This window comes from Pseudoalteromonas sp. MM17-2 (assembly GCF_022347945.1).
Taxonomy (GTDB): Bacteria; Pseudomonadota; Gammaproteobacteria; order Enterobacterales; family Alteromonadaceae; genus Pseudoalteromonas; species Pseudoalteromonas ruthenica.
This window is the reverse complement of sequence record NZ_JAKRFV010000006.1, coordinates 103,404-115,776: the sequence shown is the minus strand read 5'-3', so window position 1 is coordinate 115,776 and position 12,373 is coordinate 103,404. Positions and strand designations below refer to the sequence as shown.

11 protein-coding genes and 1 pseudogene are annotated in these 12,373 nt (G+C 49.0%); 5 read left to right on the top strand and 7 right to left on the bottom strand.

Annotated features, from left to right (window positions below):
- Nucleotides 1-18: 18 nt before the first annotated feature.
- From MHM93_RS07225 to MHM93_RS07210, 4 genes are read right to left on the bottom strand one after another with little or no spacing between them, the layout of a single operon-like run.
- Nucleotides 19-903, bottom strand: coding sequence for a LysR family transcriptional regulator (locus MHM93_RS07225; protein WP_239448508.1), 885 nt, complete (start codon nt 901-903; stop codon nt 19-21).
- Entirely contained in the window at nt 904-2,733 is a 1,830-nt protein-coding gene (locus MHM93_RS07220) for a monovalent cation:proton antiporter-2 (CPA2) family protein (protein WP_239448507.1), read from the bottom strand.
- A 56-nt stretch (nt 2,734-2,789) separates the two neighbouring features.
- Nucleotides 2,790-3,641, bottom strand: coding sequence for a pirin family protein (locus MHM93_RS07215; protein ID WP_239448506.1), 852 nt, complete (start codon nt 3,639-3,641; stop codon nt 2,790-2,792).
- Nucleotides 3,642-3,684: 43 nt separating this feature from the next.
- Entirely contained in the window at nt 3,685-4,104 is a 420-nt protein-coding gene (locus MHM93_RS07210) for a DoxX family protein (RefSeq protein WP_022944934.1), read from the bottom strand.
- A 190-nt stretch (nt 4,105-4,294) separates the two neighbouring features.
- Between MHM93_RS07210 and MHM93_RS07205 the strand changes: the two genes are divergently transcribed.
- Nucleotides 4,295-4,720 (top strand): carboxymuconolactone decarboxylase family protein, encoded by a 426-nt coding sequence (locus tag MHM93_RS07205; protein ID WP_239448505.1) that lies wholly within the window; start codon nt 4,295-4,297, stop codon nt 4,718-4,720.
- An 18-nt stretch (nt 4,721-4,738) separates the two neighbouring features.
- On the opposite strand, the gene MHM93_RS07200 is transcribed toward MHM93_RS07205, so the two are convergent.
- From MHM93_RS07200 to MHM93_RS07190, 3 genes and pseudogenes are all read right to left on the bottom strand, one after another.
- Nucleotides 4,739-6,598, bottom strand: coding sequence for a hypothetical protein (locus MHM93_RS07200; RefSeq protein ID WP_239448504.1), 1,860 nt, complete (start codon nt 6,596-6,598; stop codon nt 4,739-4,741).
- A 12-nt stretch (nt 6,599-6,610) separates the two neighbouring features.
- The gene (locus MHM93_RS07195; protein WP_239448503.1) at nt 6,611-7,054 is read right to left on the bottom strand and encodes an energy transducer TonB; all 444 of its coding nucleotides are present in this window, start codon (nt 7,052-7,054) and stop codon (nt 6,611-6,613) included.
- Between the two features lie 216 nt (nt 7,055-7,270).
- A pseudogene (locus MHM93_RS07190) lies at nt 7,271-7,618 on the bottom strand (YbaN family protein); the annotation flags it as partial.
- A 212-nt stretch (nt 7,619-7,830) separates the two neighbouring features.
- On the opposite strand from MHM93_RS07190, the gene MHM93_RS07185 reads away from it, so the two are divergent.
- The 4 genes from MHM93_RS07185 to MHM93_RS07170 all read left to right on the top strand — a co-directional run bounded on the left by MHM93_RS07185 (nt 7,831) and on the right by MHM93_RS07170 (nt 12,366).
- A complete protein-coding gene (locus MHM93_RS07185; protein WP_239409309.1) occupies nt 7,831-9,141 on the top strand; it encodes a Zn-dependent hydrolase in 1,311 nt (436 codons plus the stop codon).
- Between the two features lie 124 nt (nt 9,142-9,265).
- Entirely contained in the window at nt 9,266-9,751 is a 486-nt protein-coding gene (locus MHM93_RS07180; RefSeq protein ID WP_239448502.1) for a hypothetical protein, read from the top strand.
- A gap of 8 nt (nt 9,752-9,759) precedes the next feature.
- Complete coding sequence (locus tag MHM93_RS07175) at nt 9,760-11,184, top strand: sodium:solute symporter family protein (protein ID WP_239448501.1); 1,425 nt, start codon at nt 9,760-9,762, stop codon at nt 11,182-11,184.
- Nucleotides 11,185-11,286: 102 nt separating this feature from the next.
- On the top strand, nt 11,287-12,366 hold the full coding sequence (locus MHM93_RS07170; RefSeq protein WP_022944944.1) for an aspartate carbamoyltransferase: 1,080 nt from the start codon (nt 11,287-11,289) through the stop codon (nt 12,364-12,366).
- Nucleotides 12,367-12,373 lie beyond the last annotated feature (7 nt).

Here is a 12,373-nt window from a genome sequence, read left to right as displayed (position 1 = left end):
TTGCTTTAGAGCTCGAGCTTATTCGTCTGCCATCAGTCGGTAGCGCAGCTCACCAATAAATGTTCGCGCGGCGGGGCCGAGATTATCGCCATCTTTAAAGAGCAGATATAACAACGCCGTACGGGTGTCTGCGCCGGCAATATTAAGCGCCTTAAGGGAGCCCTGCTCAAACTGCTCGGTAATAGCGATGCGGGGCAGCCAGGCAAAGCCCAACCCTTTGCTGATCATATTGATAGAGGTGTGTAAATGGCTGACCGTCCAGCGCTGCTCAGCGCCGAGCCAACCGGAACTTTGCTGCGCATTTAGCGCTGAATCGCGCACCACGATTTGCCGATGTGCTTTGAGGTCTTCAAAGGTGAGGGCGCGGGGGATTTGCTGTAACGCGTGCTGCGGATGCGCAACCGCGATAAACTCAAAGTGGCCAAGCTCCTCACAAAAATCATCACTGGCCAATGGCGAGATGGCGATATCCACTTTATTGTCTTGCAGTAGTTCGTTGGCACCCGCTAGTACCGATTCAAACAGCTCAATGCGCAGCAGCGGGAACTGGCTGCTGGTGGTTTCAAGCACATTGAAGAGCAGCTCTTTGGGGAGTAACTCGTCAACGGCAATACGCAATTGTGATTCAATGCCTTCACCTAGAGTATGGCCCATGGCTTCGACCTTGGCGGCCTCATCAAGCAGGTATTGGGCGCGGCGCAGCATCATGTTACCGGCCTCGGTCAGGGTGGTTTTACGGCCATGCACGGTAAATAACTTCACACCCAAAGCGGCTTCTATTTTTGCCACGGCATTATGGATACTGGACTGGCTTTTATGCACGCCTGCGGCCGCTTGGTTGAAGCCGCCATATTCCACCACGGCGCGAAACATGCGCCACTGTTCTAACGTTATTCTTAACACTTAACAATCACCATTATCACAGGTATTGAGTTTCTGCTGTGCTTGCTTATCTTGCGCTAACACATGTTTTAAATCGTCCATACGCTGGCGTACCGCGACACCATAACTGTGATCATCGCCCCATAACTCAGCCAATTGCAATAGCGATTCCCGATCATGGTTGCGAAACAGCTCACCGGCGCGTTGTGCATCGGGCTCGCTATTTCCTAGTAGTTGCAATGACTCAACGGCAAGGTTAATGGCGGAGTCGACTGTTTCACGATTAAAGGCATCAATATCGGCACCAATAAGTTGGTAAGCATGGCGTCTATCACGTGCGCGAGCGACCAATTTCAGGTGCGGATAATGTTTTTTCGCCAGCTCGATAATGGCCAAGGTTTTATCGGCATCATCAATGGCAATAACGAGCATTTGCGCATGCTCAGCACCCGCAGCATCGAGTAATTCTTTGCGGCCCGCATCGCCGTAGAAAACTTGCGTACCAAAGCGTCGCAACAACTCGATTTGGCTAGGGCTATGGTCTAGTACGGTGATATCGTAGCCTTGAGCGCTGAGTAAGCGCCCTATGACCTGGCCAAAGCGACCATAGCCAGCGATGATCACATTTTTGCTGGCCGCGATATGCTCGGGTTTATCATAGGCCGGTGTATTATTGCTATTGCTACGACGTTGTAAGCGTTCATAAAGGATCAGTAAAAGGGGGGCCATCAACATCGAAATAGCCACCACTAAGGTCACTAGATTGACTTGCTCGGTGGTTAAAATTTGCAGTGATGAAGAAGTGGTCAGCAACACAAAAGCAAATTCTCCCCCTTGAGCGAGCGCCAGGGTAAATAGCAGCTTGTGACCACTTGCGAGCTTAAATATATGGGCAAGGGCAAATAGAATCACTGCCTTGACGGTGATGAGTATCAACACCATTAGCAACACGTCGGCGAAGTTGTCGGCCAACAAGGCAAAGTCGATATTGGCGCCAACGGCAACAAAAAATAGCCCCAATAATAACCCCTTAAAGGGTTCGATATCGGCTTCTAACTCATGACGAAAGTCACTCTCTGCCAGTACCACGCCCGCGAGAAAGGTGCCTAACGCCGGGGACAGCCCCACCAGCTGCATAAGCAAAGCGATCGCCACCACTAAGAACAGCGCAAACACAGTGAAGATTTCGCGCATACGGGTTTCCGCTATAAACCTAAACAGCGGTGCGGATACATACTTGCCGGCGAGAATAATTGCGGCAATAAGAGTGGTGGAAATACCTACTTGCGCCAGTACCGGCAAGCCTTCAATAAGGTTACTATGGGCCGTTGGCGCGGACGTGGGTGCAAACGCCAATAGTGGCAGTAGGGCGAGCATGGGTATAACGGCGATATCCTGAAATAACAGCACCGAAAATGCGTTTTGTCCCGCCTCAATACGCAACCAGCCTTTTTCTTCGAGCGATTGTAAGACGATGGCGGTAGATGACAGCGCCAGCATTAAGCCAATGGCTAATGCGCTTTGCCAAGGTAATGGCAACAGCCAGTAACACAGGGCAAATAGCACTGCCGCCGTTAAGGTAACTTGTAAGCCACCTAGGCCGAGGATGGCATGACGCATGCGCCAAAGCCGTGCCGGATGCAGTTCTAGACCGACGAGAAAGAGCATCATCACTACGCCAAATTCGGCAAAGTGCATCACCTCGGTTTGGTCGCCGACCAAGCCCAAGGCATAGGGGCCAATCAGGATACCGGCGAGCAGATAACCTAATACCGAGCCCAAACCAAGGCGTTTAGCAAGAGGCACAGCAATAATCGCTGCTCCTAAATAAATAAGGGCCATCAATAACATAGGTTATCCTACTCAATCTCGGTTAGGCCACTTAGAGTGGCTGAACTAAAAGCTAATTACAACGGCATAAACTCGTTATCGTCTCCGGGAATATCGGCAAAGAGGCGTTGCTGCCAATCCGATTTAGCTTGCTCGATGCGCTCGCGGCTGTAAGCAACAAAATTCCAGTGCAAATAAGGCGCTTTATTAAAGGCATTGCCACCGAGCAGAATAAAGCGACAGTCACTTTGGCATATGAGCTCGGTGTCCGCCTCTTGCAGAAACACAAACTGATGAGCTGTTGCAGTGATCTCGCCTACCTCGACAGCGCCAAAAATAACGTAGATGGCCGCTTCTTGCAGCGGATTAGGATGCGCAATACGGCTATGAGCCGTGGCGATAATATCGAGGTAAAACAGCGGCGAGTAGGTTTTTACCGGGGAACTCATGGCAAAGGCATCGCCGGCAATAAGGCGCATGGTGACCCCATCAACAATACGCTGTGGCAAGGCGGCCTTATTGATATGTGTAAAACTAGGCGCAATTTCACATAAAGTTGGCGGTAGCGCGACCCAGCATTGTAAGCCATTTATATCGTGGTGACTGGCTCGGACTTCTATCGACTCGCGTTCAGAATGGACGATACCGCGCCCTGCGGTCATCCAATTAACATCGCCAGGGCTTACCTCAACGTGATTTCCTAGCGAGTCGCGATGTAACAAGCTGCCAGTAAATAAGTAGGTGAGGGTAGAGAGACCTATGTGTGGGTGCGGGCGAACATTCACACCTTGTCCCGGTGCAAAGGTGGTGGGGCCCATATGGTCAAAGAAGATAAAGGGGCCAACCATTTTCTTTTCTAGGTGCGGCAGTATCCGCTTGACCGTGAGGCCGCCAATATCGTGCTGCGTTGCTTCTAGTATTTTTGCCATAGTATATGGGGTGAGCCAGCGCTTTGGCACTGGCTCTGTGCTGTTAACTGCGGTCTTTAAGTAATAGTTGATCTAGGCTGTATTTTCCTGCGCCACTAGCTGCGAGAGCTAAAAAGCCACCGGCAATGGCGATATTTTTATAAAACATCAAAAACTGTGTTTGCTCACCCAAGTCAAAGTGGAATAGCAGGGCGCTGACGATACTAAAAATGGCGAAGGCCAGTGCGGTTAAGCGGGTAAGTAGACCTAGTACCACCATTGCGCCGCCAATCACCTCAAGAGCAATAACTAAAGGCAGTAAGACGCCGGGTACACCCATTGTTGCCATGTACTGGGCGGTCGCATCGTAAAACTCAACCTTACTGAGTCCTGTGAGTATAAACAGCGCCGCTAAAGCAAAACGAGCAAGTAGCTTGGTAATGTTGTTAAAGGCTTCGGTGTGGGTGATGTTAATGATATTCATGGTTCTCTCCTCGATAAAAGTGTGCCACCGCAGTGGCGATGTAATCACTATAGGTTTAACTTGAGAGAATGAAAATTAGTTAAATTACGCTATTTCGTTCGTTTTAAAAGAATGAAATGACGTAAACGTTCAAGTGTTCCACTGTGGCGCGCTGTAAGCTGATAGTGATTATTCATAGGAGGAACTAACCATGCTATCTCAGCAGCAGCTTTATCAACTATTACCACAACTCCCTGAAGCATTGATGGCGATGACCGAATCCGCAGAGCATCAACTTGAGCCAAAGTTAATACATATGGTGCGTTTGCGCGTATCGGCTATTAATGGCTGCCGCTTTTGTATTGCCATGCATACTAGTGAAGCCCAGCAAAGCAATATTACTGAGGCGACGATAGCTGCATTGCTAAACTCGCCAGCGGCATCAACTTTTACAGCGGCTCAATGGGCGGCGCTGCAATGGGCTGAGGCATTAACTGTGCTTGGCAAACATGAGCAGCTTGGAGAGAGTATGGAAAGACTGCAGGCGCACTACAATACTGAGCAAATAGTGGCTTTATGCGCGGTTATTATTCAAATTAACGGCTGGAATCGAGTGGCCATCGGCTTTGACTTTTAGTGAGGGCAAGCAGCTTAGCTAAAACTGGCTGCTACAGTCATACTCAGGCAGTGGCGCGTCTTGATGGCGTAGCTGTGGGTGACGAGTGTGCAACTGCTTGTATAGTGTTGGGTTTTTGCGGGCGATGAGTGCCAACATACTACGGTGCCAGGGTGTAAGCGGAGGCTGATAGGTCATCACCTCATCGAGTACCTGCAAGCTCGGTGCTTGGCCCGCGAATAGCTCAATGCCCTGTAGGCTCAGGGCAAGCGGATCCATCGCGGTTATGCCTTGATGGTAGGGGACGCCAGAGGCCACTAATTGCGTTAGTAGCTCGGTATCGTAGTGGCTAATCGCATAATACAGTAGCGAATGTCCGTGACTATCGAATCGCGGCAAATACTCCCGTAGTTGCGGTAGCGTCAAACCTGCGGGCAAGCGCACGTAGTCCAGCTGGGATTGACCCAGTTGTGAGCTCTGCAGTCGTGTGAATGACTGTGCCCCGACGCGGCTCAGTGAGGCGTAAAATAGATCTCGGCGTAACGCTTCGGTGAGTGGTTGCTGATATAACGATGCTAAGGCGGCCTCTAACCCCTCTCTGCGCAGCACCTTTAAATAAGCTTTTGCAGCTTGGCTGTGATGAACGGTACGCTCGGCGTTGCGCGCTTGGTTGCGGGTGTAACACTCGTAAAGTTGCACGGAGCGAGCATTCAACGCGGCCAAATCAACGTCGCCTTCGTAACTCACCTGTGCCAGAGCATGCGCTAACCCGAGCGGTTGCCAGTCAGTACGAAACTCTCTCAGTAAACTGGGGCACTGGCTTAAACGGCTCTTCAACTGTTGGCTTATAACCAGTTGCTGGTCGGCGCGCTGCTGCAGTTGCTGAATCAGCGGCTGAGCAAGGTCCAAGTGCAAAGCATCTCTTTGCCATAGGCTGTCAAAATCGAGTTGGTGGTGAGTATATATTTGCTGTATGCGCTCAGCGGTCAACTTAAAGCGACGCCCCTGCGCTTCAATAATGTCGCCCTTTTCGTTGTAGATAAATGCTGCTCTAGCCCCCTGGCTGGTCAATAACTCAATCACCTCGACATAATCCGGCCAACGAGACTGTGGAGCGTTACTCAACCCCCATATTGCCCACTCTAATGTGGAAGGCAGATAATTGTCGTCACTCAGCGCGGCCCCTTTGTTTAATAGGGCTTTAACCACCTCCGTTCGTCCTGATCTGGCGGCTAAATCAATTAACCGCAAGGCATCAGCATAATCTTGTGATACGACGAGGTTAATGTCATCAAAGTGCTTAATAACGGTGACAATCTGCGCATCTAAAATGTCAATATTACTAATTAGCCAGGCTATATCGTCGACATATAACTGTTGCCCTGGCGCGAGGGAGAATGAAGGATGAGCTAACTTTTCCAGTAGCCAAGGTTGTGGAGAGTGCGGCTGAACGAGTAGCTCCGTTGCGGTATTTTCACTGAACTGTTGGCTGGCAGTCGCGATTCGCTGCGCCATTTGCGTATTGGCTTTTAATTGTTGATAGCGCCATGTTGTTGCATGGCTTGGCCCGAGAAAGTGCGCGATAGCGAGAGTGACTTGATCTAAGGAGTACCCTTGGCGTAATAGGGCCTGGTAGTTCAAAGTGGTGAAATACCTGAGTCGTTGATTTTCATACTGGGCCAATTCGTTGGTGCATTGATGGATGCTGGGCTTCGCTAGTGAGGTGGACGTATCACTGAGTGATAACACTGGCTCTTTATCAACCGTTAAGCTCGTTGAGCTTGTAACCCTTGGTGTGCTGGTTTCGTGCGTTTGTTGCTCGATTGGTAATAATTTCTGCCAAGCAAGCCACATCGCTGTAACAGTAATAAGCACAATGACGATGGGCTTGTGGCGCATAATTGATCGTGGCTAAGCGCAAGGTTTGGTAATCGCCTTAGCGCATAAAGCCTGGGCTTGTTCGTCGTTTTTACCGCCAATGCAATAATCGAAGCGTAAAGCCATAGGCAGATCCTCGCTACTTTCTCTGGATGGCAATTGCCAATTGCGAATGTACTCGCGTGTTGCTTTACGAAGCTCCCGAGCATGACGCTGTGGCTGGCGAGCAATGACCTCGATATTTTTAGGCTTGCCTTCAGGGCTAATATCAAAGCCTACAACTGCACAGCCAGCAATTCCATCCCGTGCTAGTTCAAGAGGGTAGCGGGGGGTATTTATGGTATCAAGTGGCTGCCAAAGCTGCTCCCCGTCTTGGCTTGCTAGATAGTGCACTTTCACATCGGCGTGAATCACCTCTTTGGCTTCAACCGAAGCACTGGCTGCCAGCGCCAGTATCAGCGGTATGGTTTTAAGCATAATACATCCTTGTTTACAGTAATAAAAAATGGCGGTGCGAAACACCTTCCTTAGCTAGCTTAAAGTTTAAGCGAGAACATGTGAAGAGGATGACTAAAATTTATTCATTAGCCAGGCCATAAGGTAACACCCACCTAGGAATAGCACAGCGCTTACAACTGCAATGATGGCGCGAGCGCGGTGCGCAGGTTGTTGAGGATAGCTTGGGCAATAAGCTAAATAGGCCAATACTAAGGCTTCAATTGCCGCAACTATCGCAACAGCCCACGTCGGGGCAGAGGAATGCATCATAAAATATAGGCCTATGCTCATTCCTATCGCGGCGAGCCACTTGGCTTTATGTGGCACTACTTTATGGCTCTGCCAGTTGTGTAAAATTGGCCCGAAGCGCGCGTGATTGAGTAGCCATTCTTCCAAGCGTTGTGAGGAATGAGTGAAACATGCCAAGGCAAGAATAAAGAAAATGGTGGTGGGCATCACTGGCAGCGCAATACCAATGACACCGAGGCCAACAAAACCAAGCCCTAGGCCTTGTAAGCAGTAGTTTTTATAGCGAATAAGCATATTCGTTGATTTATTTTTATTGCTCACTTCAAGCCTAAGTCAATCAGGTCGATGGTTTACTGATTCTGTCAACCAGCCGGGCGGACGTCGTCTAAGGTACATAAATAGTCGTTAATTGTATATTTCAAAATACTGAATTAAAGCACTAGCACCTGACAAACAGGCGCTTTCTTCTACACTGTGGGGACAGCTGTTCTGCTTTTGGAGGGAGTATGTACAACGTTAATATCGAACGCTTAAAAGAGACTTTATTTACTTTGTCGCGGATCGGGTATAACGAGGAAGATAAGGGAATTTATCGTCCTGGCTTTAGCGCCGCCGATTTTGAGGCGCGCAATTGGCTCATGGATTTGGCCCAAAGCGAAGGCTTTCGCACCCACATGGATGGTGCAGGCAATGTACACATTGAGTATGGACCAGAAAATGCCAGTGCGGTTGTAGTCGGCTCACACCTTGACTCCGTGCCTGCGGGGGGCATGTTTGATGGCACTTTGGGGGTGATTGCTGGGCTCGAATGTTTACGGGTATTGAAGCACCATGACGTTGCCTTAAAACACCCTGTGCGGGTAGTTGCTACTGCAGAAGAAGAAGGGCGCTTTGGCGGGATGTTTGGTGCGCAGGCACTGACCGGTAAATTAACCCCGCACGATATTCTCACTATGCATGATGCAGACGGCTACCTACTTAGTGACGCTATGAAAAGTTGCGGCCTTGATCCTATGCAAGCGCTGAGCGCAGCGTTTAGCCCAGAGGATTTAAAATGCTTTATTGAACTGCATATCGAACAAGGCCCTGTGCTTGACCAAACCGGTATACAAATTGGCGTTGTTGATGGCATTTCTGGTGTATTTAAGTGGATTGTAAAGCTGGTGGGTAAGGCCGACCATGCGGGCACCGCGCCGATGGAAATGCGTTCTGATGCGTTTATGGGGCTGGCGGACTTTGCCCATGAGATAAACCGTATTATTGATGAAGATGGCACCGAGTACAGCCGTATTACCGTAGGCAAAGCAGAGTTAAAGCCCGGGTTTGCTCACACTATTGCCGGTGAGGTGGATTTCACTTTAGTGGTTCGTGATATGGACCAACACATCATGGAAGCGTTGAGCCAAGCCTGCCGTAAAGCCCTTTCTGCTATCGCTCGACGCCATCAATTAATGTTTGAATACGAGCAGGTAAGCTGGTTAGCGCCGCAGCATTGCAGCCCTGTATTGACAGACTTTATTGCTGAGCAAGCGCAGCAGCTAGGGCTGAACTATCAACGTATGCCCAGTGGTGCAGGCCATGATTGTCAGTTTTTTACCAGTCTCACAGAAACGGGGTTGATATTTATCCCTTCGGTCAATGGTATAAGCCATGCCCCTGATGAGTGGTCGCATTGGCATGACGTAGAGGCCGGAGCCAACTTGTTGCTGGCCTGCGTTGCCACCCAAGCAACCAGTTCTGGGTTAGTCAAAGCGACGCGTAAAGGCGATAAAAAAGTCACAAAGATTGCTAATAACTCAAATAAAAAAGTGGGCTAGCAGCAATTGCATAAAGATGTACTAGGCTTATTTCACTAAACTTTTTTAATTAAATGCTTAGTTTGAATTCAAAAAATTTGAGTGTTAGGGTTAATTTTTACGCATTAGGGACGCCTGCGGCAGTATGAAATTACTAAGTCAGTGTGTATTGGTAAGCTTCACCATCTTTGCGCTTGCAATGGGATGGGGTGTGGCTGGTGCGCAGAGTCAGCGTCCTATTGTTATTGAACCCGTAGAGCAAAACGTCAGCGCCGGCTATTTTGATGTAAAGTTGCGTGCTGCACCGTCCTTGGCCCTTAGTGAGCAAGAACTCACCTCAATATTAGCCAATGCGCACTTGCATATTGAATCTGATTCCCACCTGTTTCCCATAGAAGCTGCAGTCAATGGCCAGCAAGCCGTTACTATTAGTGGTTTGGCAGAGGGTCATTACACCGTTAATTTAGTTGCAGAGGGTCAAGCACTCAGCGACAGCGCCACTGTTGTTGTGCAGCACCATAGTATGACTTTGGTTTGGCCGCTATTTACGCTTGGCTTGGTGCTTTTCATCGCTTTGTTCGTGGTGCTAATGCGGGGCTATGTAGCCGATAACCGAGCGCCGGATTCTTAGGAAGTAGCATGTTAGATACGCAAACTGCGCTCATTATCACCGCTATTTTTGCTATCGTTTGGGTTGCTTTCGGCTGGTGGCTTGGACGTCATATTAAATCCCATGAAGACTTTGCTTTGGCAGGACGTAATGTTGGCTTTGCCTTTGCAACCGCCACCGCTATGGCAACCTGGGTCACCAGTAATACCACTTTGGTGGCGCCACAATTGACGTACCAATTTGGTATTTGGGGGATGGTAGGTTACTCCTTTGCCGCATTAGGGCTGCTGTTATTTGCTCCGCTTAGTCAACGCATTAAGCGGCTGTTGCCCACAGGGTTTACCAGTGGCGATTTTATTCGCTTACGCTTTGGTCGCTTTAGTTGGCGCATATTTCTCATTATTTCCTTGGTTTACGCCTTTAGCTGGCTAGTCAGTTTAGGCATGGCAGGGGGGATTTTGCTGGAATCACTCAGTGGCCTAGATTATCACTTGGGGATGACTGTAATTCTCACCATGTGCGTGCTATACACCTTATTCGGTGGGATGCGCGCGGTGATCGCTACCGATTTTATTCAAGCGCTGATTATCGTGATTGGCGTGATCATTGTGGCTGGTGTGGTGATCGATAACTACAGCTTGGAAACGGTGCATCAGAACCTCGCCGCAGAGCATCCCATGCTGTTGGATTTATTGTTTCCTGCGGCATTACTGTTTTTGTTCAACAACATCTTTTTTGGCTTAGGAGAGATCTTTCACTCTAATGTATGGTGGTCACGGGCTTTCGCCTTTCGTGTTGATACCGCTAAAAAAGCGTACTTCACCGCCGGATTATTATGGTTACCGATACCCATAGTGACAGGGTTTATTGCCCTTGCCGCGCCAACCTTAGGTATTTTCCCTCCCAGTGCGGATATGGTCGGCCCCATGGTGGCGGCAAATGTGCTTGGTTATGGGGGCGCTATTTTACTGTTTATCATTGTTTTCTCCGCGCTTGCCTCGAGTCTTGATTCACTTTTAGCAGCCACCTCTGACCTTATTACTCAGGATATTTATAACAAGCATATTAATCCTGATGCTGACTCTGAAACGTTAATGCGTATCGGCAAGCGAGTTATCGTCATTCTAGGGATTGCTACATGGTTGTTGTGCCTGCCCAAACTAGCGACGCTTGGTGCCTTGCTTAATTTTGCCGGTGCGTTCGTTGCGAGCACCATTTGGCCCATCGTACTTGGCTTATATTACCGCCGCTTAATTGGTAAAAGTGCTGGTTTAGCAATGCTCTTGGGCACATTAAGTGGGTTGATTGGTTACTTTGCAATTGGTTTTTACGTCGCGGCATTAATTTCCTGTGCCGTGTCCTTGGTGGTTTGCATCATCGCATGCAAGCTGAATAACACGCCCTTTAATTGGCAGCAACTAAAGACACCAACGGAGGACAACCATGATCTCTAGCAGTTTGTTTTCTCTGTTGATATACGCCGCTCTGGTGCTGGCGTTGTCGTGTCCTATTTTACTCGTGACCTTATTTGTTCGCGATCATATTAAGGGAAAATTATGGTAAGTGCCCTCGCCATTGAAAAAGCCGCTTTTGATAGAGCTCGCCCTGATGTTTACGGTGATGCTCATCCGAAGGCGTTATTACGAGCAATTGAAGAGGATGGAGACTTACTCCATCAAGTCGAAAATCAGCATATCATCAGTGCTGATCAGTTGAACCGCGATATTTTGGTGCAGCTATTTCGTCTGGCTGCGAAGTATGAAAGTAACCCTGCACGCTATCGCTCGCCGCTGCAAGGGAAGATTCTCATCAGTGCTTTTTATGAACCAAGTACGCGTACGCGGCTATCATTCGAAAGTGCCTGGCATCGCCTAGGTGGCGATATCATGTCAATTACTGATCGCTCCTCTACAGGCATTGCCAAAGGGGAGTCTCTCGCCGATGTCGCAGAGATGTTTAATAACTACGGCGACTGTGTGGTACTGCGAGACAATGCCAATGAGTCTATAGCGGAGATGGTTGGGCCGCTGCGTATTCCTATTATTAATGCCGGTAACGGTATTGATGAACACCCAACACAAGCAATGTCCGACCTATACACTATTTTCAAATGGTGCCCAGCGCTACTTAATCCAGAGCATGAGGATTTTCGCCAGCTAAAAATCGGCATTGTTGGCGTTCCGAATCAAATGCGCACGGTGCGTAGTCTCCTTAAAATGTTTGTGCATTTCCCCGAGATTGTCGATGAAATAGTATTACTCAACGACCAAGATGAAGACACCATATTCGACTCTGGCCAAAAACAGCAACTCATCGATGCCGGTATCCATATTCGTACCAGCAAGGAGATGGATGAGGTTCTGCCTCAGCTAGATGTGGTGTACATCAATGCCATTGCTTGGGTAGGCGATAGCTTTGAAACCTATGGCAAAAAATACGGCCTCAATTGCAAATCTCAGCTGAAAAAAGACGCCATCATCTTGCACCCTTTAGCTCGAGGTGAAGAGCTCTCCACCTGTTTAGATGATACGCCTCATAATTGGTATTTCTCCCAAGCGCGAGGCGCAGTATTTTTACGCATGGCACTTCTCACTTGTATGGTGCAGCGAGCCGATACAGTGATGGATGTCATTTAGCTAGCAG